This is a genomic window from Hydrogenophaga aromaticivorans, from assembly GCF_013387465.1.
GTDB classification, from domain to species: Bacteria; Pseudomonadota; Gammaproteobacteria; order Burkholderiales; family Burkholderiaceae_C; genus Hydrogenophaga; species Hydrogenophaga aromaticivorans.
This window is the reverse complement of record NZ_VYGV01000016.1, coordinates 76,680-98,054: the sequence shown is the minus strand read 5'-3', so window position 1 is coordinate 98,054 and position 21,375 is coordinate 76,680. Positions and strand designations below refer to the sequence as shown.

At 68.5% G+C, this 21,375-nt stretch carries 21 protein-coding genes; 6 read left to right on the top strand and 15 right to left on the bottom strand.

Annotated elements, in window-relative coordinates:
- Window positions 1-145: 145 nt before the first annotated feature.
- From F3K02_RS17390 to mrdA, 4 genes are all read left to right on the top strand, one after another.
- Window positions 146-1,189 carry a rod shape-determining protein gene (locus tag F3K02_RS17390; protein WP_177136899.1) on the top strand — a complete coding sequence of 348 codons (1,044 nt, stop codon included), beginning with the start codon at window positions 146-148 and terminating at the stop codon, window positions 1,187-1,189.
- 52 nt (window positions 1,190-1,241) lie between these two features.
- Window positions 1,242-2,168 (top strand): rod shape-determining protein MreC, encoded by a 927-nt coding sequence (gene mreC / locus F3K02_RS17385; RefSeq protein ID WP_177136898.1) that lies wholly within the window; start codon window positions 1,242-1,244, stop codon window positions 2,166-2,168.
- Window positions 2,165-2,695, top strand: coding sequence for a rod shape-determining protein MreD (mreD, locus tag F3K02_RS17380; RefSeq protein ID WP_177136897.1), 531 nt, complete (start codon window positions 2,165-2,167; stop codon window positions 2,693-2,695). The genes mreC and mreD overlap by 4 nt, the downstream gene beginning before the upstream one ends.
- 139 nt (window positions 2,696-2,834) lie before the next feature.
- Window positions 2,835-4,814, top strand: coding sequence for a penicillin-binding protein 2 (mrdA, locus tag F3K02_RS17375; RefSeq protein ID WP_177136896.1), 1,980 nt, complete (start codon window positions 2,835-2,837; stop codon window positions 4,812-4,814).
- Window positions 4,815-4,890: 76 nt separating this feature from the next.
- Here the strand turns inward: mrdA and F3K02_RS17370 are convergent, their stop codons facing one another.
- From F3K02_RS17370 to F3K02_RS17360, 3 genes are all read right to left on the bottom strand, one after another.
- Complete coding sequence (locus tag F3K02_RS17370) at window positions 4,891-5,637, bottom strand: hypothetical protein (RefSeq protein ID WP_177136895.1); 747 nt, start codon at window positions 5,635-5,637, stop codon at window positions 4,891-4,893.
- 72 nt (window positions 5,638-5,709) lie between these two features.
- On the bottom strand, window positions 5,710-6,303 hold the full coding sequence (locus tag F3K02_RS17365; protein ID WP_177136894.1) for a Tle-like phospholipase domain-containing protein: 594 nt from the start codon (window positions 6,301-6,303) through the stop codon (window positions 5,710-5,712).
- Window positions 6,300-6,908, bottom strand: a complete 609-nt coding sequence (locus F3K02_RS17360) for a hypothetical protein (protein WP_177136893.1) — start codon at window positions 6,906-6,908, stop codon at window positions 6,300-6,302. Before F3K02_RS17360 ends, F3K02_RS17365 begins: the two co-directional genes overlap by 4 nt.
- Before the next feature lie 305 nt (window positions 6,909-7,213).
- Between F3K02_RS17360 and F3K02_RS17355 the strand changes: the two genes are divergently transcribed.
- Both F3K02_RS17355 and F3K02_RS17350 read left to right on the top strand, forming a co-directional pair.
- On the top strand, window positions 7,214-7,408 hold the full coding sequence (locus tag F3K02_RS17355) for a hypothetical protein (protein ID WP_177136892.1): 195 nt from the start codon (window positions 7,214-7,216) through the stop codon (window positions 7,406-7,408).
- A gap of 12 nt (window positions 7,409-7,420) precedes the next feature.
- On the top strand, window positions 7,421-7,621 hold the full coding sequence (locus F3K02_RS17350; RefSeq protein ID WP_177136891.1) for a hypothetical protein: 201 nt from the start codon (window positions 7,421-7,423) through the stop codon (window positions 7,619-7,621).
- A gap of 160 nt (window positions 7,622-7,781) precedes the next feature.
- Here the strand turns inward: F3K02_RS17350 and F3K02_RS17345 are convergent, their stop codons facing one another.
- The 12 genes from F3K02_RS17345 to F3K02_RS17290 all read right to left on the bottom strand — a co-directional run bounded on the left by F3K02_RS17345 (window position 7,782) and on the right by F3K02_RS17290 (window position 21,344).
- Entirely contained in the window at window positions 7,782-8,540 is a 759-nt protein-coding gene (locus F3K02_RS17345) for a sulfite exporter TauE/SafE family protein (protein ID WP_177136890.1), read from the bottom strand.
- Between the two features lie 128 nt (window positions 8,541-8,668).
- Window positions 8,669-10,012: a PAS domain-containing sensor histidine kinase gene (locus F3K02_RS17340; RefSeq protein WP_177136889.1), complete on the bottom strand. Its 1,344-nt coding sequence runs from the start codon at window positions 10,010-10,012 to the stop codon at window positions 8,669-8,671.
- A gap of 7 nt (window positions 10,013-10,019) precedes the next feature.
- Complete coding sequence (locus tag F3K02_RS17335) at window positions 10,020-11,477, bottom strand: nickel-dependent hydrogenase large subunit (protein ID WP_177136888.1); 1,458 nt, start codon at window positions 11,475-11,477, stop codon at window positions 10,020-10,022.
- A gap of 7 nt (window positions 11,478-11,484) precedes the next feature.
- Window positions 11,485-12,480: an NADH-quinone oxidoreductase subunit B family protein gene (locus F3K02_RS17330; protein WP_177136887.1), complete on the bottom strand. Its 996-nt coding sequence runs from the start codon at window positions 12,478-12,480 to the stop codon at window positions 11,485-11,487.
- Window positions 12,477-12,956, bottom strand: coding sequence for a hydrogenase maturation protease (locus F3K02_RS17325; RefSeq protein ID WP_177136886.1), 480 nt, complete (start codon window positions 12,954-12,956; stop codon window positions 12,477-12,479). Before F3K02_RS17325 ends, F3K02_RS17330 begins: the two co-directional genes overlap by 4 nt.
- Window positions 12,953-14,479, bottom strand: coding sequence for a Ni/Fe hydrogenase subunit alpha (locus F3K02_RS17320; protein WP_177136885.1), 1,527 nt, complete (start codon window positions 14,477-14,479; stop codon window positions 12,953-12,955). Before F3K02_RS17320 ends, F3K02_RS17325 begins: the two co-directional genes overlap by 4 nt.
- Entirely contained in the window at window positions 14,472-15,005 is a 534-nt protein-coding gene (locus F3K02_RS17315) for an NADH-quinone oxidoreductase subunit B family protein (protein WP_177136884.1), read from the bottom strand. Before F3K02_RS17315 ends, F3K02_RS17320 begins: the two co-directional genes overlap by 8 nt.
- Window positions 15,002-15,700, bottom strand: coding sequence for a 2Fe-2S iron-sulfur cluster-binding protein (locus F3K02_RS17310; RefSeq protein WP_177136883.1), 699 nt, complete (start codon window positions 15,698-15,700; stop codon window positions 15,002-15,004). Before F3K02_RS17310 ends, F3K02_RS17315 begins: the two co-directional genes overlap by 4 nt.
- Window positions 15,697-17,520: an NAD(P)H-dependent oxidoreductase subunit E gene (locus F3K02_RS17305; protein ID WP_177136882.1), complete on the bottom strand. Its 1,824-nt coding sequence runs from the start codon at window positions 17,518-17,520 to the stop codon at window positions 15,697-15,699. The genes F3K02_RS17310 and F3K02_RS17305 overlap by 4 nt, the downstream gene beginning before the upstream one ends.
- A complete protein-coding gene (locus tag F3K02_RS17300) occupies window positions 17,517-18,902 on the bottom strand; it encodes a sigma-54-dependent transcriptional regulator (protein ID WP_218179506.1) in 1,386 nt (461 codons plus the stop codon). Before F3K02_RS17300 ends, F3K02_RS17305 begins: the two co-directional genes overlap by 4 nt.
- Before the next feature lie 71 nt (window positions 18,903-18,973).
- On the bottom strand, window positions 18,974-20,788 hold the full coding sequence (locus F3K02_RS17295; protein ID WP_177136881.1) for an enoyl-CoA hydratase-related protein: 1,815 nt from the start codon (window positions 20,786-20,788) through the stop codon (window positions 18,974-18,976).
- Window positions 20,789-20,795: 7 nt separating this feature from the next.
- Complete coding sequence (locus F3K02_RS17290) at window positions 20,796-21,344, bottom strand: hypothetical protein (protein WP_177136880.1); 549 nt, start codon at window positions 21,342-21,344, stop codon at window positions 20,796-20,798.
- Window positions 21,345-21,375: the final 31 nt, after the last annotated feature.

The window sequence follows — 21,375 nt, the reverse complement described above, 5'->3', positions numbered from 1 at the left end:
GGTATTATCCAAGGTTTAGCGGCAAATCCCGCGCCGAAACAGTTTTTGTCGCTGAATCAAAGACTTGTAGACCCCGACTTCCCCGTACAGACACCAGGCGATGGCCGCACGAAGCTGCTGCCATGCCCCACAGGATTTTTGCACCATGTTTGAAGCATTCCGTCGGCAATTTTCGACCGACCTGGCCATTGACCTTGGCACCGCCAACACCCTGATCTACGTTCGCGGCAAGGGCATCGTGCTGGACGAACCTTCGGTGGTCTCGATCCGCCACGAAGGCGGCCCCCAGGGCAAGAAGACGATCCAGGCGGTGGGCAAGGAAGCCAAGGCCATGCTCGGCAAGGTGCCCGGCAACATCGAGGCCATCCGCCCGATGAAAGACGGCGTGATCGCCGACTTCACCGTCACCGAGCAGATGCTCAAGCAGTTCATCAAGATGGTGCACCCGCGCTCGATGTTCAAGCCGAGCCCGCGCATCATCATCTGCGTGCCCTGCGGCTCGACCCAGGTCGAGCGCCGCGCCATCCGCGAGTCGGCCCTGGGCGCTGGCGCGTCCGAGGTGTACCTGATCGAAGAACCCATGGCCGCGGCCATCGGCGCCGGCCTGCCGGTATCGGACGCCTCGGGCTCCATGGTGGTGGACATCGGCGGCGGCACCACCGAAGTCGGCGTCATCAGCCTGGGCGGCATGGTCTACAAGGGCAGCGTGCGCGTGGGCGGTGACCGCTTCGACGACGCCATCATTGCCTACATCCGCCGCAACTACGGCATGCTGATCGGCGAGCCCACGGCCGAAGCGATCAAGAAGAACATCGGCTCGGCTTTCCCTGGCAGCGAAGTGCGGGAAATGGAAGTCAAGGGCCGCAACCTGTCCGAAGGCGTGCCGCGCAGCTTCACGATCTCCAGCAACGAAATCCTCGAAGCCCTGACCGACCCGCTGAACAACATCGTCTCGGCCGTCAAGATGGCGCTGGAACATACCCCCCCCGAGCTGGGTGCGGACATCGCCGAGCGCGGCATGATGCTGACCGGCGGCGGCGCGCTGCTGCGCGACCTGGACCGCCTGCTGGCCGAAGAAACCGGTCTGCCCGTGCTGGTGGCCGAAGAGCCGCTGACCTGCGTGGTGCGTGGCTGCGGCATGGCCCTGGAGCGCATGGAGCGCCTGGGCACCATCTTCACCAGCGAATAAGCCCCCGCGCCGGTTTCCGGCCTGACCGCACCACCCGCGAGCCTTTCCCGACATGCCACTGGGCACCCTGGACCGCACCCCGCCCCCCTTCTTCAAGCAGGGGCCTTCGGCCCTGTCCAAGCTCATGGTGTTCAGCGCCGTGGCCTTGTTTCTGATGGTGGCCGACCTGCGCTTTCGCATCACCGCGCCGGTGCGTGGCGCCGTGGCCACGGTCTTGTACCCGCTCCAGTGGCTGGTGATGCAACCGGTCCAGGCGGCGGGTCAGATGGGCGGCTATTTCACCAGCCTGCACCAGGCCCAGCAACGGGAAGGTGCGGCCATGCAGCAACTCGCCACCCAGTCCGAGCGGGCGCTGCAGGTGGAGCAGCTGGCGCTGGAGAACCAGCGCCTGCGCGAACTGCTGGCCATGCGCGAGCGCATCACCACGCCTTCCATGGGCGCGCAGGTGCTGTACGACGCGGCCGACCCTTACTCGCGGCGCATCGTGATCGACCGCGGTCAGGCCCACGGCATCGCGCTCGGCTCGCCGGTGATCGACGACAGCGGCGTGCTCGGCCAGGTCACCCGTGTCTATCCGCTGGTGTCCGAAGTCACCCTGCTGATCGACCGCGACCAGGCCATTCCCGTGCTCAATACGCGCACCGGCGTGCGCAGCGTAGCGTTCGGCCAACCCGGACCCGAGGGCGACGCGCTGGAGCTGCGCTACACCCTGGCCAATGTGGACATCGTCCAGGGCGATCTGCTCACCACCAGCGGTGTCGATGGCGTCTACCCGCCCGGCCTGCCGGTGGCCCGGGTCAACGCTGTGGGCCACCGCGCCGAGTCCGCCTTCAACCGCATCAGCTGCACGCCGCTGGCGCGGGTGCACGGGGCGCTGCATGTGCTGGTGCTGGCACCGGTGGGTGAACACCTGCCGCCTTCACCCCTGCAAGAAACCCCTGCGGCGCCGCCGGCCCGGATCGGGAGCACACGACCATGATCATGCGTCCCGGCCAGCAGCTGCTGCTGCCCGCCAACCCGCTGTTCATCTGGTTCAGCCTGTTGAGCGCCCTGGTGCTCAACATGCTCATGAACACCGGCCTGTGGGGGCGCGCCGCCTGGGTGCCCGATCTGCTGGCGGTCACGCTGGTGTTCTGGAGCGTGCACCAGCCACTGCGCATCGGCGTGGGCGTGGCCTTCGTGTTCGGCCTGACCATGGATGTGCAACAAGGCGCCCTGCTCGGTCAGCACGCCATGGCCTACACCGTGCTGGGTTTCCTCGCCGTCTCCATGCACCGGCGCCTGCTGTGGTTCGGCGTGCCCACCCAGGCGGTGCAGGTGCTGCCCCTGCTGATGGCCGCGCATCTGCTGGAACTGCTGGTGCGCATGGTGGCGGGTGGCGCGTTTCCGGGCTGGTCGTTTTTCCTCGCGCCGGTGATCGAAGCCGCCTTTTGGCCGGTGGTCAGCGTGCTGCTGCTGGCACCGCAGCGCCGCGCTCCGAATCCTGACGACAACCGACCGCTCTAGATGGAACACCCCCGCGCCGCCTTCGGCGTCACCCCCTCAAGGGGGCGACACCAGCCGTCCGGCAAAGCCGGCCCGGCGGTGTCCTGGGCGGGCGCTTCTTCGCACGGCGCGGTTCTCGCTTCGCCAGGCAGCACACGCCATGACTGAGCTGCGCAACGTCGAAGCCGACCTCGCCCAGTTCCGCACCCGGGTGCTGGCGGCCGGGTTGGCGGTGCTGGTCGCCTTTGGTCTGCTGGCCGCGCGCATGGTCTATCTGCAGGTCATGCGGCATGACGACCTGCTCGCGCAAGCCGAGAGCAACCGCACCGCCGTGTTGCCTGTGGTGCCCAACCGGGGCCAGATCCTGGACCGCCATGGCCGCGTGCTGGCGACCAACTACTCGGCCTACACGCTGGAGATCACCCCCGCCAAGGTGGACGACCTGGACGCCACCATCGAAGCCCTGGGCCAGCTGGTGGACATTCAGCCGCGGGACAAACGGCGTTTCCGCAAGTTGCAGGAAGAGTCCCGCAGCTTCGACTCGCTGCCGATCCGCACCCGGCTGTCCGACGAAGAAGTGGCCCGTTTCACGGTGCAACGCTACCGCTTTCCCGGCGTGGATGTGCGTGCACGGCTGCTGCGCAGCTACCCCAATGGCGAAGTCGCCAGCCACGTGATCGGCTACATCGGCCGCATCAACCAGCGCGAAAAAGAGTCCATTGAAGAATGGCCCGATGAAGAGCAGGCCAACTACCGGGGCACCGAACACATCGGCAAGCTCGGCGCCGAACAGAGCTACGAACGCGAGCTGCACGGCATCACCGGTTTCGAACGCGTGGAGACCTCGGCCGGGGGCCGCGCCGTGCGTTCGCTGGCCAACACGCCGGCCACGCCGGGCAACACCGTGGTGCTGGCGATCGACATCCAGCTGCAGAAGCTGGTCGAAGACATGTTCGGCGAACGCCGCGGCGCGCTGGTGGCGATCGATCCGCGCAATGGCGAGGTGCTGGCCTTCGTGAGCAAGCCCACCTTCGATCCCAACCTCTTCGTCGAGGGCATCGACACCGAGAACTGGAAGTTGCTCAACGAATCGCTGGACAAGCCCCTGCTCAACCGGGCGCTGCGAGGCACCTACCCCCCGGGCTCCACCTACAAGCCGTTCATGGCGCTGGGGGCACTGGAGATCGGCACTCGCAGCGCCTCCACCGTGATCAACGACCCGGGCTACTGGATGTTCGGCAACCACCGCTTCCGCAGCCACGGCGATGGTGGCCTGGGCGCGGTCGACATGTACCGCAGCATCGTCAAGTCGAGCAACACCTACTATTACTCGCTGGCCAATGAAATGGGCGTGGACACCATGCACGATTTCATGAAACCGCTGGGCTTTGGCCAGATCACCGGCCTCGACCTCAAGGGTGAGGTGCGCGGCGTGCTGCCCAGCACGGACTGGAAGCGCAGCAGCTACAAGCGGCCCGAGCAGCAGCGCTGGTACGCGGGCGAGACCATCTCGCTGGGCATCGGCCAGGGTTACAACAACTTCACCATGCTGCAGCTCGCCCACGCCATGGCCACACTGGCCAATGGCGGCATCAAGTACACGCCCCACCTCACGCTCGCCACGGAGAATGTGGTGACACGGCAGCGCACCCCCCTGGGGGCTGGCGCACCGGTCAACCTGGGCTACAAGCGGGAGAACATCGATGTGGTTCTGCGGGCCATGCAGGGCGTGACCACCGAAGGCACTTCGACGCGCGTGTTTGCCGGCGCCGGTTACGAGAGCGGCGGCAAGACCGGCACGGCGCAGGCCGTGACCATTGGCCAGAAAGACCGCTACGACGCCCGCAAGCTCGAAGAGCACCAGCGCGACCACGCGCTCTACATCGCTTTTGCACCGGTCAACAACCCCCGCGTGGCGCTGGCGGTGGTGGTGGAAAACGCCGGCTTTGGCGCCGCGCACGCCGCGCCCATCGCGCGGCGCGTGTTCGACTACCTGCTGCTCGACCAGTACCCGAATCCGGAAGACCTCAAGGCGGTGCAGCTGGGTCATGCGGCCGCCCCGATCGGCACCCCGCTCAAGGCCAGCGCACTGCCCTGGCCGCCGCTAACGCCACTAGCTTCGCCCGCCACGGACCCGTAGCGACCCGCAGCCCGGAGCGGGTACAGCGCCGGCTCGACACCGACCCCGACTCAGGAAACGTGCCGCCAGCACAGACTCACATCGCACGCAGCTGCGGTTCGTGCGCGGCGGGCTGCATCCCAGCGGGTTGCCTCCCGTTGCGTGGTTCCCGGCTCGCCTGCTGGTCGAGCGTCGCCAGCCGCGACATCGAGTCGGCGGCCGGCGTGTTGGCCGCCTGCCGGGCATCGAGCACGCCGTCTTTGAGCACACCATGCTCGTGCTGGCCAAACCGGATCTGGCCGTTGTTCACCCGCAGCAGGTTGATGCCGCTCAGGCCGTTTTCCCGCGCGCAGCAGGCCAGCGAACAGACCGTGTTGTCCAGGCCCCGGTCCCAGGGCAGTTGGTGGGTAACAGCGAGTTGGCGCACTTCGCGCTGGCTGTCGCTCAGCAACGCCTGGGAGACGCGTGAGAGCGCCGGGCCAGCGGCCCGGGGTTGGGTCACAGAGGTCAATGGCTGGGCGGCAGGTGCATCGGCTTCGCGCTCGCGCCGGGCGGGTTCACCGGGCGGCAGTGGGCCACGCAGGACATCCACGGCATCCAGAACATTGCCCACGGGCCCTCGGCCGACAGCGGTGATGACGCCGCGCATGCCCTGCACATCGCGCCGGTACTCGCCGATGCGCGTGACGTTGTCCTGTGCACGCTGCACGGTGGCCGGGTCCTCCAGCACTGAGCGGTCGGGGCGGCCGTTGGCATCCACGCTGGCGAAGTGGTGCATCTTGTGGCTGTCGGCCATGGCGATGGCGGCGGCCGAGGTGGTGGGCGGGGTGAATCCGGTGGCCAACTGGATGGGGCCGTGACCGCGCAGGGGATCGCTCCAGTGGGTCTTGTTGTCGTAGCCGTGGGCGTCCAGGGTCTAGATTTCCTGGGCCGTGGCATGAACCTTGACCTGGCCGTAGTGGGCGCTGGCGGCGCTGACCAGGTCGCCGGCCATGACGTGGTTGGTGACCGAACTGCCTCCGGCCGGGATGCGCAGGCCCAGGCTGGTGGCACCGTAGGCGTTGAAGGTTTCGCCACGCAGGTCGAAGTGGTGCGCCGTCACCTGCGCCAGCGTGCCGCCCAGGGAGTGGCCCGTGACGGTGACGGGGGGCGCGATGCCACCTTCTCCAGTTGCTTTTTCTTGTGCGAGCTGCAGCGCCTTGCGGGTTAGGGCGATCGCATCGGAGGCCTGCAAATTGGAGCGACTGAGCACCATGCCGCCGTCGGCCAGCAGCCCGTCTTTCAGGGCTTCACAGTCGAACTCGGTACCCCGGTGGGCGACGATGATTTCGTTGGTGTCCACCCGCTGGTAGATGGTGCCCTGGTAGCCGGTACGCGGGTTGTCGTGATGCGCCAGGACTCGGTATTCGTGCCGTCCGATGGGCACGGGCTTGTCGAGAGCCCCCGTCATCTGACGGGCGTTGTAGGCGTCCCTGGCAAGATCGGCATGGTCCTGGCTGTTCATGCTCATGGAAGCACCTTCCTAGGTGTCAACGTCAATGAAAAGAGCTCTGCCTGAAGTGCCGGTTTGAATTGGCTGCGGTCAGGCGACCCAAACGCCACCGGCGAGACCTGAATCTGCGCATCTGGCTTGCGCACAACAGTGCCGTAGGCACCTTTCCAATAGAACATCGAACGCGGTTTTTCAGCCAGCAAATGTTCGAGGTCAATATTGCCGTTGAACGCGGTTTCTTCCGGTGCACCGCTTGGCGAGCCTCCCGCACCCACACCCGCCAGCGTCCACTGGCACACCCCATTGCCGTAATAGTCCTCGTCCAGCATGGCGTCGAGGTAGACGGTGGCGGCGAAGCTGCCATCGGGGCGCTCGGTGAAGGGCAGCTCCACCGTGTGTTCCGGCTCCCCCCGCACCCCGGCGAAGTCGTTGACGACGTAGTTGCAGCCCTTGGCCTGGTACAGCGCGCTCCACCCCATTTTTTTGAACGGCCCCGGCGCGTCCTGGATGGTCAGCACGATCTCGTAGCCCTGTTTTGGCGTGGGGTTGAGGCGGTAGAGGTGCTGTTGCGCGGACTTGTCGTTCTTGCTGGCGCCGGGACTCGCTGGGACATCGGGTGTCATCGTGGATTCCGTGGTGGGTTGGGGTTGGCAGCCCGTGGCCCACAGCGTCAGGCTCAGGCACAGGGCGAGTGGCAGTCGGTGTTTGAACAACAAGGGACCTCCTTTGAGAACTTTTGCACTCAGTTTACCTGTGTTCAGGGGCGGCACCCGGGATGGCCTGCGTTGAACAACGCCTGAGTTCATGCAGCCCTGGTCCCCCGTCATACCTTGGGGAGTGGTTTCCGATGCTTAATTAGCATAACTTATGACATTGGCTTTCATGGTGAACATCTTTATACTTAGGGTAAACCCTAGTCTGATACATCATGAATACCCCCACCCCATCCCTCTGGTCCCGCGTGACCCGCACCATCCGCGACTTCTTCGACCGCGCCAGCGTCGGCACATCCGACACGCTGGAGGCTTACCTCGGCACGGCAACCAGCCTCTCTCAGCTGGAAGACATGCAGCGCCGTTGGGACCAAGCCCATCTTGGGCACAACAGCTCCGGTGCTTACTGAGCGAGAAATGCCATGCTGAATTTCCTCAAATCCCTGTTCGACATCGAAACGCCCCGGTTCACCACCGGGGCCCGCGTCAACCGTTTCAACAAAGGCAGCATCGACCGCCTTGATGGCCGCGTCGTGGCCCAGACCGATGAAGGCGTGCTGGTCGACTGGCCGCGCTACGGTTCGGGCTGGGAGCAGCCCCACAAGCTCTGCCAGCAGGTCTGAAGCCCCGCCGCTCCGCGTGCCCTTGTGGGACACGCCCCTCTGACATCGACCGACTTCGCCGGCGTGCGGGCTTGATCCCAAGATGCGGTGGAACCGGCTTCGCCGGGCCACTCGCATCGCCCCCGTGAGGGGGTGACCCGCAGGCGGCGCGGGAGTGGACTCACCGCCACCAGGCGTCGTAGCCGGTCTTCAGGATCAGTGCGGTGACCACCACGATGAAGGCGCCGCGCACGAAGCCGCTGCCGTGTTTGAGCGCCAGCCGCGTGCCGAGCAGGCTGCCCACCACGTTGGCCACGGCCATCACCAGTGCGAAGTGCCACCAGACGTGGCCCTTCCAGGCGAACAGCATCAGCGCCGCCAGGTTGGAGGTGGTGTTGAGCAGCTTGGCGCTGGCGCTGGCGTGCAGGAAGTCGTAGCCCAGCCAGCGCACGAACAGAAAGACGAAGAAGCTGCCGGTGCCGGGGCCGAAAAAACCGTCGTAGAAGCCGATGGTGGCGCCGAGCGTGGCGGCGGCCATCGCCTCCTGGCGGCCCGTGAAGTGCGGCGTGTGGTGACGGCCCAGGTCCTTGCGGGCCAGGGTGTAGAGCAGCACACCGAGCAGCACCAGCGGCAGCGCGCGACGCAGGAAATCGGGCGAGATGACCGTCACCGTCCAGGCGCCCAGCATCGAGCCCACGAAGCACACGGCCGCCGCCGGCAGCAGCGCGCGCCAGGGCATCTGCACCCGTTGCGCGTACTGCAGCGTGGCCACCCCCGTGCCCCAGATCGACGCGCCCTTGTTGACACCGAACAGCGTGGCCGGGTGGGTGTTGGGAAACACGGCGAACAGCGCCGGGACGAGGATCAGCCCGCCGCCACCGACGATCGAATCGACAAAACCGGCAAACAGCGAAGCTATTGAGACGAGCAGCAATTCCATGCGGGGATTGTCACCCCCCTGCGCCGCTGCGCGGCTTCCCCCCGAGGGGGACCACGCCCTGGGACCGGCAGAGCCGGATCCTCGGCGTGTACTGGGCTCGGGCGTGCGCTCCGGTGGATGGGCTTGCGTTACTGCGCCTTGGGCAGCTCCAGCACGAACTCGGCCCCACCGCCATCGGCGTTGTGCGCGCTCAGGCGCCCGCCGTGCTGCTCGACGATGCCGTAGCTGATCGACAGGCCCAGGCCCGTGCCCTTGCCCACCGGCTTGGTGGTGAAGAAGGGATCGAAGATGCGCAGCAGGTGCTCGGGCGGAATGCCGGGTCCGTTGTCGCGCACGCTCACGCGCACCTGCGTGCCCTCGCAGGCCATCGCCACCCACACGCAGGGCGACACCACCCCGGGGCCGCCCACGGCGTCGAACGCGTTCTGCAGCAGGTTCATCATCACCTGCTGCAGCTGCCCCGCACTGCCCATCACGGTGCAGCGCTCCCCGGCCTGCCAGCGCACGTCCACCGGCGTCGGCCTCCCTTTTTGTACCCAGTGGATCGCACGATCGATCACCTCGACCAGGTTCACCGGCGTGCGCTCCTCCGGGTCCATGGCCGAAAACCGCTTGAGCCCGTGCACGATGTCGGCGGTGCGTTGCGCGCCTTCGAGCGTGCCCTCGATCAGCGAGGGCAGATCGCCCAGCAGGTGTTCGATGCGCAGCTTCTGCCGCAACGCCTGAAGCACCGGCTCGGGCTCGTGCGCGTGCAGTGCGGCCATGTAGGTCTGCAGGCGGTCGCAGTACTTGCGCAGCGCGTGCACATTGCCCAGCACGAAGCTGATCGGGTTGTTGAGCTCGTGCGCCACGCCGGCCACCAGCTGGCCGAGCGAGGCCATCTTTTCAGAATGCAGCAGCTGCTGCTGGGTGCGCTTCAAGGCCTCGTGTGCGGCGCGCATCTCGTGGTACGCACGCTTGAGCTCGGCCGTGGGCCGGCCCACCCAAACGGTGCCGACGCGCCGGCCGTTGGGGCCGATGCGCGGTGTGCAGTTCGCGTCCACCGGCACCGGCTGGCCCGCGCGGTCGAGCAGGTTGAGCTCGATGCCCTGGCCGGCGCGCGGCGCGTCGGACCGGTCCATCGCGGCGCGCGCGGCGTCCACGCTGGCGGCGTCAGCCAGCAGGTCGGCCAGGCTGCTGCTGCGCAACTGTTCTTCGGGACGGCCCACCAGCTCGCACAGGGCCGCGTTGGCCTGCTCGATCAGACCGCGCTCGTCGCACACCACCAGCACGTCCGACATGGAGGTCAGCACGCTGAAGATGAACTGCTGCGACTGTTCCAGCTCGGTGTTCTTCTTCTCCAGCTCGACCTCGTCGTCGATCAGCCGCGTGTAGACCTCGTCCATCTTCTGGATCACGTCCAGCCAGGTGGACTCGTCCACACCTTCCATCGGCACGGTGGGCAAGGGGCTTGGGGAACGGGGCTTGCTCATGATCAATCTAGTGCACCGTGCAGACCATGCAGGGGTCGAAGGAACGCACGATGTGCTGGACAGCGACAGGGGTTTTTTCGCCTTCCCGCACCGGTGCGTCCACCAGCGCCTGCTCCAGCGCACCGGGCGTTCCCTGCGCATCGCGCGGGGAAAAATTCCAGCTGGTGGGCGCAACGATCTGGTAGTTGGCGATGCGCCCGCGCCGCACCACCAGCCAGTGGCCCAGGCTGCCGCGCGCGGCCTCGCTCAGGCCCACGCCACTGCCCTCGTCGGGCAGCGTCGTCGGCACGCAGAAGGCTTCGGTCGGGCGGATCGCCTGCAACCAGGCTTCCATCAGCGGCACCACGCGCGCGAGCTCGATCAGCCGCGCCAGCACACGCGTGTAGACCGTGCCGCCGTAGCGCGCCACCGCGTCGCGCACCAAGGGCATGCCGCTGGTGAGCTGGCGGGCGATGGCGCCGGTCTCGACCACGTCACCACCCAGGCGCGGCGCCTTGTTCCAGGTGTAGGCGCCGGGCTTGTCGGGCTCGGGGCGGGTGATGCCGTGCAGCGGGTGCAGCGGCTCGCGTGCGTGGGCCAGCCAGGCGTGGGTGGCGTCTTCGGTGATGGCGTGCGGGTTCAGCGCTTCGACCGCGCCGGTCTGCGCGCGCCACACCCCACCGGGCAAGGCCCAGCCACCACCCGACTGTGCATAAGCGCCATAGCTCAGGTAGCGGCCCGGACCGGGGCCGAGCGTGTCGAGCCGCAGGTCGCGCACAAGGGTGAGGAAAAAACGCAGGTCGCCGCCCAGCGGGTCCTGCGCGTGCCAGTCCCAGAGCGCGTCTTCGTTGGCCAGCGCGGCCACGGCTTCGAGCGGCGCGGCGAACAGCTGGCGCTCCAGGAAGCTGCGGAACTCGCGCACTTTCGCCAGCAGGCGCACACGCTCGGCGGCGTCGATGGCACGGGTGGATCCCCCCGGTTCGACCGACTGCGTGTGCGGCCACTTGCCGCCCAGCGTGCCCAACAGGGTGAGCCAGCGCTGGCGCGCCGCCGTGGCCGCACGCACCTGCTCGCCGTGGTCGGGCGCGAAGCGTCGTTGCGCCTCGGCATGCCAGGGGTGACCCGCGTAAACCGGGCGGGCGAAGTCCGGCATGAAGAACAGGTAGAAGTGCGTCAGGTGATCGGCCAGGTTTTCGGTCGCCAGGATCAGGTTGGTCGCGTGTTGTCCGTTGGCAGGCATGGTGATGCCGCCCAGGTCGGCCAGCGCACGCGCCGAAGCGACCGACTGCGACACCGAACAAATGCCGCAGATGCGCGGCACATAGACCAGCGCGTCGTGCGGCGCCTTGCCCTGCAGGATCTGCTCGAAACCGCGGTACATGGTCGCGTTGACCTGGGCCGAGGTGACGCGGCCATCGGCGATGTCGAGCGAGACTTCCAAGTCTCCTTCGACGCGGTTGAACGGACCAACGAGAAGCCTGCTCATGGTGTGCTCATTTCAAGCGTGTCTTGCGGACCGCGGGTTTGACAACCAGGTGATCCGCCACCGCGTTGTTCTTCACCCGCTTGGGCGTGGCACTCTTGGACAAGGAAGCCAGCGCGACAAACCAGGCCTTGGGCATGTCGGTCGGCAGGCCGATGGGGATGCCGGCGAGCTTGGGCGTTTCGTGGAACGGGTGGCCGGGCTCCTGGAAACCTGGCTCGGTGCAGGCGATGCAGGCGTAGCCGCCGCGCGTGCAGCTGCCTTCGCCGTTCCAAAGGCGGGTGTTGCAGTCGGCGTGCACCTGCGTGCCCTTGCAGCCCATGTGTTCCATCATGCAGCCGAGGTCCGACGGCTTCTCGGCACTGGCCTTGAACTCGTAGTACTCGTTGCGCGTGCAGCCGTGGTGCACCAGCTGGTCGGCGTAGAAACGCGGCCGGTTCAGCGGGTCGAGGTCGTCGGCCGCAAAGCCGTCGGCGGCCAGCGCCATGAGCGTGTCGATCACCCAGCTCGGGTGCGTGGGGCAACCCGCGATGTTGATCACCGGCAGGCCGCTGGTTGAGCGAAAGTCCGCGCCGAGCAGGCCACCGATGCGGTCGTCTTCGTACTGCAGGCCGCAGGCGTCGGTGGGGTTGTCGCCGCCCGCCGTGATGCCGCCCCAGGCCGCGCAGCTGCCCACCGCCAGCACATGTTGCGCCTTCGCCGCGAGCTCGCGCACCCAGTGGATCATGGGCAGGCCGGTGCCGGCCAGCATGTGGAAACGCCCGGTGCCGTTCGGGCCGCGCAGCAAGGAGCCTTCGACGCACAGCGCGTCGAGACGCGTGCCGCCGTCCTGCACCGAGTGCAGCAGCGCGATCACCTCTTCGCCACTCGCCATCGACAGCGAGGGGTGCCACAGCAGGTTCACGCCACCGTCGCGCAGGTGGCCCTGAAAATCGGTGGTGTCGGCGCACAGCAGCGACATGCTGCAGCCACCGCAACCGCCACTTTGAAGCCAGAGCACGTTCATGCGGGTATCTCCTCGGGCAGACGGGCCCATTCCATCGCCCAGGCCAGGGCCAAGGCCAGATCGGTCAGGGCCTGTTCGCCCGGCGCTTCACCGAGCTCGAAGCGCTGGGCGCGGATGGCGAGCAGCGTACAGGGCGGCGGCTCGGCGCGTTCCAGATCACGATACACCTGCAGCAGCGCCTCGGGCGCCAGCGCGTGGGTGGTGAAGCCGGCGACCGGCGCAGGCACCACGGTGCTCACCGCAAACGGGGTCTGCAGGCCGATGGCGGCGTCCACGAAGAGCACACGCTCGCGGCCCACGAGATCGAGCGCGTGTTCGACCTGCAACTGGAAATCGGTGAGGCATTCGAGCCGCCCCGCCGGCAGCGCTTGCGCATGGCTGGCCAGCTGTTCGACCAGCAGCGGGCCGAGCGCGTCGTCGCCCCGGCCCGGGTTGCCCCAGCCGAACACCAGCAGCGGCGCCACCTTGGAGCTCATAACGCAGCCTCCGCCGAATGCGGCCGGGTGCCGCGCACGGTGTCGCCACGGGACGAACGGTGCACGTGGTCGAGCACCTCGCCGCGCGCGTTGCGCAGCGTCACCGCCAGCGGCATCTGGCCCAGCGCATGCGTGGCGCAGGACAGGCAGGGGTCGTAGGCGCGGATGGCGACCTCGATGTGGTTGAGTAGCGGCTCGGTGATGGTCTGGCCGTCGAGGTACTGCAGGGCCACCGAGCGCACTGCTTCGTTCATGGCCTGGTTGTTGTGGGTGGTCGAGACGATCAGGTTGCAGCGCGTGACCAGGTCGTCGTCGCCCACCTCGTACTCGTGGATCAGCGTGCCGCGCGGCGCTTCGATGATGCCCACGCCGCCGCGCTGGCGCTCACCGGTGGCGATCAGCGGGCCACCGAGGATGACCGGGTCGTCCAGCAAATCGGCCACCACCTCCACGCCGTGCAGCAACTCGATCATGCGTGCCCAGTGGGTCGCCAGCACCGCGTGCACCGGCCGGCCGCCGTGCGCGGCGACAAAGGCCTGGCGCCGTGCTTCGGCGCGGGGTGTGGGAATGAAGTCGCAGTTCTGCACGCGGGCCAACGGGCCGACGCGGTACCAGCCGGCATCTGGTCCGAGCGTCAGGCGGTAGGGAAACTTCATGTAGGTCCAGGGCTTGACGCCCTCGCCGATCAGCTCGCGGTAGCGCTGGTCCTCGAAGCCGTCGACCGCGATGCGACCGTCGGCCTCGCGCACGCGCAGCATGCCGTCGTAGAACTCCATCGCGCCGCCGGGACCGACCAGCGACATCATGGCCGCCGGGGTTTCGGCAAAGCCCACCAGGTGCTGAGGCAAGCCGGTGTGCAGGCGCTCGGCCAGATCCACCGCCGCCTCGGCCCAGGCCAGCACCTGGGACAGTTGCGCGCGCAGCACATCGCGCTCGGCCGGATCCACCGCGCGGTTCATGCCACCGGGAATGGAGCCGGTGCCGTGCACCCGCTTGCCCGCCGTGATGCGGATCACCTCCTGACCGAACTTGCGCAGCATCACGCCCTGGCGCGCGGCCTCGGGGTGCGCCATCGCCACGCCGACGATGTTGCGCTGCGCGACGTCGGCATCGAAGCCGAACAGCAGGTCGGGCGAGGACAGGTGGAAGAAGTGCAGCGCGTGGCTCTGCACGATCTGGCCGTAGTGCATCAGGCGGCGAATCTTGTCGGCCGCTTCGGGCACCGGCCAGCCGCCGACCACGCGGTCCAGCGCCTTGGTGGCGGCCAGGTGGTGCGAGACCGGGCAGATGCCGCACAGGCGCTGCACCATCACCGGCACCTCCCAGTAGGGCCGGCCGACGATGAACTGCTCGAAGCCCCGGAATTCGACGATGTGCAGGCGCACCTGCTGGATGCGGTTGTCATCGTCCAGCAGCAACGTGACCTTGCCGTGGCCCTCGACGCGCGAGACCGGGTCGATCACGATGCGGCGCAGGCCCTGGGGTTCGGCGGCGGTTTCCAGCGGGCGGGTGGCTTCAGTCATAACGGATCAGCCCCTTGTTCAGCACGGGCTCGTGCCCGGCCATCAGGTCCTGCAGCAGTTGCCAGAAGGCATCGGCCGGAGGCGGGCAACCGGGCAGCGCGTGGTCGATGCGCACCACCTCGTGGATGGGGTGCACCTTGTTGAGCGGCAGCGGGAGTTCGGGGTCGTCGGGCACGGTGCCGTACACGGCCTGCAGCATGTCCCCGACATCGAGGTGGTTGCGCAAGGCGGGCAGGCCGCCGGTGATGGCGCAGGCGCCCACCGCCACGAGCACACGGCAGTTGGCGCGGAACGCCCGCAGCACCTCGACGTTTTCGGCGTTGCACAGGCCGCCCTCGACCAGGCCGATGTCGCACGGCCCCACCGTCTTGATGTCGGTCAGCGGCGAGCGGTCAAATTCAACGTGTTCGATCAGCTCGAACAGGCGCTCGTCGATGTCGAGAAAGGACATGTGGCAGCCAAAGCAACCCGCCAGCGAGACCGTGGCCACGCGCAGCTTGCGGGGGGTGGGGGTGTCGGTGTTCATCCGCGCGTCTCCGCGTCGTCGAAGGTCCGCTGACCGATGGGGACGGCAAAGCCGACCCGCTTGGGCAGCAGCGCGCCGACCGGGCAGATGTGGGCGGCACGGTCGTCCACCGAGAGCGCGCTGTCACCGAGCCGGCCGCTGTCGCTGTTGATCAGCAGATGCGTGCCGATGCCGTGGCCGCCGATGGCGAAGACCTGCTTGCCGTCGAGTTCATCGCTGGCGCGCACGCAGAGCTGGCACAGGATGCAGCGGTTGGGTTCGAACAGCACATCGGGGTGGCTGGCGTCGACCGGGCGCTCGGGGTTCAGGGTTTCGAAATGCAGATCGGTCATGCCGGCGCGTTCGGCCTGTTCCTGCAGCAGACAGTGGCCACTTTTTTCGCAGCCGGGGCAGAAGTGATTGCCCTCGACGAACAGCATCTGCAACAGGCGCAGCCGCTGCGCGCGCAGTCCGGCGGTGTGGCAGTCCACGGTTTGCCCGGCGGCCGCGGCGGTGGTGCAGGCTGCCACTGGCCTGCCGTCCACGTGCACCGTGCAGACCCGGCAGGAGGCACTGGCCGAGACCTCGGGGTGCCAGCACAGGTGGGGCACGGCGTGCCCGGCGCGCTGGGCGGCCTGCAGGATGGTGTCGCCGGGTTGCAGCGGCACCGGCTGGCCGTCAAACTGGAACAGGGGTTGGGACGTCACATCGGTCATGACAGATGCTCTGTGTTGAGGTGGGCACCCGGGTCGGTGCGACCCGTGACGCGCCGGGCCGCCGAGAGTTCGGCATCGAGATCGAACTCGGGTTCGAACTGTGGCGTCGTCGTGCGCGACGCGTAGACCTCTCCGAAGTGGGCCAGCGTGTCGCGCAGCGGGTTGCAGGCCGAGGCGCCGAGGCCGCAGTGCGTGCCGCTGTGCAGCAGCTCATCCAGCTCGTGCAGGCGTTCCAGGTCGAAGGCCGAGCCGCGACCGGCGCCGCGTGCCTGGGCGAGTTTGTCCAGCCGCCGCACCACCAGCTCGGTACCCACGCGGCAGGGCGTGCAGAGTCCGCAGCTCTCGTGCGCGAAGAAGCGGGCAAAGTGGCGCGCCACCTCGAACAGGTCGCGTGTGCCGTTGAAGACCATGAAGGCACCGGCGCTGGGCACGTCGTCGAACGCGATGCGCCGATCGAAGCCCGACGCGGGCACGCAGGTACCCGAGGGACCACCCACCTGCACCGCCTGGGCGTCGCGGGCGCCGCAGTCGGCCAGGATGCGCGCGATCGGCGTGCCCAGCGGGTATTCGTACAGGCCCGGGCGCTCGCAGTCGCCCGAGACCGAATGGATCTTGGTGCCGGTGGACGACGCGAGGCCGATGCCGGACCACCAGGCACCACCGCGCCGCGCGATGTGCGCCACGGCGCAGAAGGTCTCGACGTTGTTGACCACGGTCGGGCGCCCCAGGTAGCCGCGCTCCACCGGAAACGGCGGGCGGATGCGCGGCGAGCCGCGTTTCCCTTCCAGCGACTCGATGAGCGCCGACTCTTCGCCGCAGACGTAAGCCCCGGCGCCGAGGTGGATGCCGATGTCGAAATCAAATCCGGCCAGGCCAGTGGCGTTGGGCCCCAGCAGCCCGCTGGCGCGGCGGCGCTCCAGCACGGCTTGAAGATGCGGCAGCAGGTAGCGGTATTCGCCGCGCAGGTAGAGCCAGCCCTGCTGTGCGCCGACGGCGCGTGCGGCGACGGTCATGCCGTCGAACACCGCGTCGGCGTGGTCGCTGAGCAGCGCGCGGTCCTTGAAGGTGCCGGGCTCGCCTTCGTCGGCGTTGCAGACCACACAGCGCAGCGGCCCGCTGGCATCGCGACAGGCCTGCCACTTGCGCGCGGTCGGAAAGCCGGCACCGCCACGCCCGCGCAGGCCGGCGCGGGCCAGCTCGTCGATCAGGGCCTGGGGCTCGCGCGCGATCACGGCGGACAAGGCCGGCGCGTCCACCGACAGGCCGGTCAGCAGCGCATCGGCGCGGTGCACTGTGTTGTGCACATGGAACCAGTCAGCGGGCCAGTCGTCCACCGGCACCTCATCCCGCATGAGCACCGCGAGCGCATCGATGCGGTCGGCGTCGAGGCGGGTGATGACCTGGTGGTGGTTGATCAGCAGCGCCGGGCCCTGGTCGCACAGGCCGGTGCAGGACGCCCGGTCGACGCTGAACCGGCCCTGGACATCGGGCTGACCCGGCACCACACCGAGGCGCTCACAGAGCCGGGCCAGCAGCGCCTCGCTGCCCAACATCCGGTCGGTGATGTTGTCGGAGAACAGCACCCGCAGCCGACCCACAGGCCGGATGTGGAAGAAACGGTAGAACGTGGCCACGCCTTCGACCTGGGCCAGCGGCAGGCGCAAGGTTTGCGCGATGTGGGCCAGCAAGTCGCGTGGCAGCCAGTGGGTCTGTGCCTGCGTTTCGCGCAGCACCTGAACCAGCGCGTGCGGGTCGTGGCCCCAGCGAGCGAGCACCGCATCGGCGGCGTGGAAGGCAAGGGGCTGGTCGAATGCGGTCATGGCTTGTCGAGACCGAAACGCTGCATCTTGGCGCGCAAGCCCACGCGCGAGAGCCCCAGCTCGGCGGAGGCACGCGTCTTGTTCCAGCGGTGGCGCAGCAGGGTCTCGCGCAGCAGCATGGCCTCGATCACGTCCAGCCGTTCGCCCAGCGTGCCGCTCTGCGGAATGGCGGCGGTGAGGTCGTCGGCAGACCCCGAGGCGCGGCCCTGCAGCACGCGGCTGGAGAAGGCCGCGGCGTCCAGCTGCGTACCGTCGTGCAGCGCCAGCGCACGCGCGATCTCGTTGCGCAGCTCGCGGATGTTGCCCGGCCAGGGGTAGGCCACAAGACAGGCCATGGCTTCATCGGGCAGGGTCGCGCCCGGGTGCCCGAGCTCGGCGGCCACGTCCTGCACCAGCTGGTGCGCGATGGGCGGGATGTCGGCCACGCGCTCGCGCAGCGGCGGCACGGTGATGGTGATGCCGGCGATGCGGTAGTACAGGTCTTCGCGAAACAGGCCGTCGCGCACGCGCTGCTCCAGCTGGCGGTGGGTGGCGGCGATCACGCGCACGTCCACCGGCACCGGCCGCGCGCCGCCCACGGGCCGCACTTCACCTTCCTGCAACACGCGCAGCAGCTTGACCTGGAATGCCGGCGAGGTTTCACCGATCTCGTCGAGGAACACGGTGCCGCCGCTGGCGCGCTGGAACAGGCCGGGGTGGTCTTCGTACGCGCCGGTGAAGGCGCCACGCTTGTGGCCGAAGAGTTCGGATTCGAGCAGCGAGTCGGGAATCGCGGCGCAGTTTTCCACCACGAAGGGGCCGGTGAGCCGTGGCGAGGCGTAGTGGATGGCGCGCGCCAGCAGCTCCTTGCCGGTGCCCGATTCGCCGAGCACCAGCACCGGGATGTCGTAGCGCGCGGTGCGTTCGGCCATAGCGCACACATGGTCCAGCGGGCTGCCCGGCGCGCGCACGATGCGGTCGAAGCCGAAGCTGCTGCGCGCCTGCGCCATCTGCGTGGCCGTGCGCTGGCGCAGCACACGGTTGCTGGTGCGCAGCTCCAGGTCGAGCCGGCTGGTCTGGCGCTGCAGGGCCTGGGCTTCCACCGCGTTGCGCACCGAATCGAGCAGGTGGTCGGGCGCCCAGGGCTTGAGGATGTACTGGTAGATGCCGGCCTCGTTGATGCCGGCGATGATGTCTTCGGAATCGGTGTAGCCCGAGATGACGATGCGCACGGTCTCCGGCCACCGCTCGCGCACCTCCTTCAGGAAGGTCACGCCGGTCATGCCGGGCATGCGCTGGTCGCACAGGATCACGCTCACGGGTTGCCGCTCCAGCAGGCCACGCGCCTCGTCGGCGCTGCTGGCGGTGAAGACCGTGAAATCCTCGTCCAGCGTGCGCCGCATCGCGTCCTGCGAGCGCACCTCGTCGTCCACCACGAGCACGGTGGGCAGGGCTTCGGGAAGGAGGGGAGGTGTCACAGCCGGTGCACCGCCAGATGGCGGGGTGTCCAGGCGTGCGGCTGCTTGTGCACGAAGTGGTGGCGCGCCACGTGGTAGCTGGGATCGAAGCCGTAGAAGTTGCGGTGCATGCGCGCCAGTTCCTGTTCGCGGTAATGGGCCAGCGGACGATGGGCTTCGTCCTGCTCGCGCCGGGTCTGTTTGGCTGCCAACTCTCCGCTTAGATTGTAGGAGGCGGCCAGCGCCAGCGCGCGCTCCAGACACCGTTCTTCGAAGCCATCGCGCGGCCCCTCATCGTTGTGGTCGATCAGGCCGATCTTCAGCGCTTCGACGGCCAGCAGCGGCAGGCGCTGCGCCATCAGGTCTTTCGCACCGGCCTCGCCCAAGCGGCGCGGCAGCAGGTAGGTCCAGTACTCGGAGCCGTAGAGGTTGCCCATGTTCTTGTAGTGCGGGTTGAGCACCACGCTGCCGTGCGCCCAAACCTGATCGGCCGCCAGCGCGAGAAAGGCACCGCCGGCCCCCGCGTTGCCGCGCAGCACGCTGACGGTGAGCCGGTCGGTGGTCTGCAGCACCGCGAGCGCCACGTCGTTCATGGCCTGGATGTTGCGCCACGAGGCATCGGCCGCACTGTCGCCCGCGCGGTGGGCCGCGGCCTCGATGCTGTTGAGGTCGATGCCGTTGCTGAAAAAACCTTCGCCCCCCAGCAAGAGCAGCACCTGCGTGGGCCGCTCGCGCACCTGAAGCAGCGCGGCGCGCAGGCGCTCGCAGCGCGCGGTGGACATGGCGCCGTTGTAGAAATCGAAGCCCAGGCAGCCCACGCGCGCGCCCTCGGGGCCGTGTTCGGTGTAGCGCAGTTCGCCCCACTCGTCGTCTGGTCGCTCCAGCGGCGCCGGCCGCTGCGGCAGGCTGGCCGCTTCGGCGGCGAACAGCTCGGCCGCCACCTGCTTGAAGCTGCGGTGCGCCGGGTCCGTGTCCGGCGGATCGGCGCGGCGCGCCTGGCCGATCCAGACGCCGCCGTCCACCGTGCGGCGCAGCAGCGCGCCGTCGCGCACGGCCAGCAAGGCGCCGGGGTCGGCATCGCTGAATTCGGCCACTGTGGTGGCGCTGGCCGGATGCGCATCGCCCAGGTAACAGGGCTGACCCCAGAGCGCGTCGAGCACACCGGGCTGGCCGTCGCCGCTGCGGAGTTTGGCGAGCACGGTGGCGGTGCTGTCCTCGGCCCAGTGAACCGCGCGTTCGTTCTGGCGCAAGAGAGGTTGCCATCCACGCCCCCACGCTCCGCCGCTGCGCGGGTCGCTGCCCCCCGAGGGGGCTGATTCGCCTTGGGGCGGCCCGGCGGCGAATTGGAGCGGTGGCGCCTCGCGCTCGCCACCAGCGAAGCGCTGCACGGCGGCCAGCGTGGCCCGCAGCGCGGCCTGCGTCACCTCGCGCCGGTACAGGCTGCCCTTGGTGGCCGGGCGCATGTCAAACGAGGCATGGGCCCAGACCGGGCCGGCGTCGAAATCGCCGTTGGCCTGCAGCACCGTCACGCCCCAGTGCGGCTCGCCGCGCCAGACCGCCCAGTCCAGCGCCGACGGCCCCTGGTCGCCCGGCGGGCCGGGGTGCACCACGAGGCAGGTCACCCGCTGCCACACCGCCGCCGAAATGCGGCGCTTGAGAAACGGCGCCAGCACCAGGTCGGGCCGGAACAGGGCCACGGCCTCTTCGGTCACGCTGTCGGCGATGTCGAGCTCCACGCTCAGGGTGTGGCCCGCCGCGCGCAGCTCGGCGAAGAGCCGCTGGGTGAGGCTGTTGAAGCTGTGGCAGAGCAGGAGGATGCGCAAGGGGTTCATCGGGTGTTCAGGTGGCGGGGCGCAGCGCCTGCAGCTCGCGCGCGGCCTGCTTGCGCCCCATGTAGATGGCAAGTTTCGACTCGATGCCGTCCAGCGCGGCGTTGAACTCGGCCACGCTGCGCGCGCCCAGCAGGGCCTGCGCCACGAGGGGCGTGTCGGGTCCGAAATGGTTGCCCAGATGCACCAGGGCTTTGCGGCGCAGCGCGTCGAGGCCCGGGCCGGCGGTCGCCGCCTGCGCGGGCACGGAGGCCGGGGCCGGCGCGGTCAGCGGCGCCTCGATCACGGGTGGAACCACGGGCGACTGCGTCACGGCAGGTGGCGGCAATGGCGGTGCCACAGGCGCAGCACGGGCCACCACCGGCTCGATCAGCCCCAGCGCCAGCAGTGTGTCCAGATGCCCCTGCAGCTGCGGCAGACCACGCGCCGCCAGCACGTTCACCGAGTCGTTTCCATTGACCATGATCAGCACCGTGCGCGTGGCGGGCGACAGCCCCGCCTGCCGCCGGGCGATCTCGGCCTTGCCGCTTTCGGTCTTCTGAAACACCCCACTCGACATGCCCGTCTCCTCGTCTCTTGTTATGGGCCCC

Excerpts from the sequence above, each read along its gene's own strand:
- F3K02_RS17350 (WP_177136891.1), top strand. The coding sequence starts at position 7,421 with ATGCTGAATTTCCTCAAATCCCTGTTCGACATCGAAACGCCCCGGTTC.
- F3K02_RS17295 (WP_177136881.1), bottom strand. The coding sequence starts at position 20,788 with ATGAACCCCTTGCGCATCCTCCTGCTCTGCCACAGCTTCAACAGCCTC.
- F3K02_RS17390 (WP_177136899.1), top strand. The coding sequence starts at position 146 with ATGTTTGAAGCATTCCGTCGGCAATTTTCGACCGACCTGGCCATTGAC.
- F3K02_RS17290 (WP_177136880.1), bottom strand. The coding sequence starts at position 21,344 with ATGTCGAGTGGGGTGTTTCAGAAGACCGAAAGCGGCAAGGCCGAGATC.
- F3K02_RS17315 (WP_177136884.1), bottom strand. The coding sequence starts at position 15,005 with ATGAACACCGACACCCCCACCCCCCGCAAGCTGCGCGTGGCCACGGTC.
- F3K02_RS17335 (WP_177136888.1), bottom strand. The coding sequence starts at position 11,477 with ATGAGCAGGCTTCTCGTTGGTCCGTTCAACCGCGTCGAAGGAGACTTG.
- F3K02_RS17305 (WP_177136882.1), bottom strand. The coding sequence starts at position 17,520 with ATGACCGCATTCGACCAGCCCCTTGCCTTCCACGCCGCCGATGCGGTG.
- F3K02_RS17320 (WP_177136885.1), bottom strand. The coding sequence starts at position 14,479 with ATGACTGAAGCCACCCGCCCGCTGGAAACCGCCGCCGAACCCCAGGGC.
- F3K02_RS17310 (WP_177136883.1), bottom strand. The coding sequence starts at position 15,700 with ATGACCGATGTGACGTCCCAACCCCTGTTCCAGTTTGACGGCCAGCCG.
- mreD (WP_177136897.1), top strand. The coding sequence starts at position 2,165 with ATGATCATGCGTCCCGGCCAGCAGCTGCTGCTGCCCGCCAACCCGCTG.
- F3K02_RS17300 (WP_218179506.1), bottom strand. The coding sequence starts at position 18,902 with ATGCGGCGCACGCTGGACGAGGATTTCACGGTCTTCACCGCCAGCAGC.
- F3K02_RS17360 (WP_177136893.1), bottom strand. The coding sequence starts at position 6,908 with ATGACACCCGATGTCCCAGCGAGTCCCGGCGCCAGCAAGAACGACAAG.
- F3K02_RS17345 (WP_177136890.1), bottom strand. The coding sequence starts at position 8,540 with ATGGAATTGCTGCTCGTCTCAATAGCTTCGCTGTTTGCCGGTTTTGTC.
- F3K02_RS17330 (WP_177136887.1), bottom strand. The coding sequence starts at position 12,480 with ATGAACGTGCTCTGGCTTCAAAGTGGCGGTTGCGGTGGCTGCAGCATG.
- F3K02_RS17365 (WP_177136894.1), bottom strand. The coding sequence starts at position 6,303 with ATGAGCATGAACAGCCAGGACCATGCCGATCTTGCCAGGGACGCCTAC.
- F3K02_RS17340 (WP_177136889.1), bottom strand. The coding sequence starts at position 10,012 with ATGAGCAAGCCCCGTTCCCCAAGCCCCTTGCCCACCGTGCCGATGGAA.
- F3K02_RS17325 (WP_177136886.1), bottom strand. The coding sequence starts at position 12,956 with ATGAGCTCCAAGGTGGCGCCGCTGCTGGTGTTCGGCTGGGGCAACCCG.
- F3K02_RS17355 (WP_177136892.1), top strand. The coding sequence starts at position 7,214 with ATGAATACCCCCACCCCATCCCTCTGGTCCCGCGTGACCCGCACCATC.
- mreC (WP_177136898.1), top strand. The coding sequence starts at position 1,242 with ATGCCACTGGGCACCCTGGACCGCACCCCGCCCCCCTTCTTCAAGCAG.
- mrdA (WP_177136896.1), top strand. The coding sequence starts at position 2,835 with ATGACTGAGCTGCGCAACGTCGAAGCCGACCTCGCCCAGTTCCGCACC.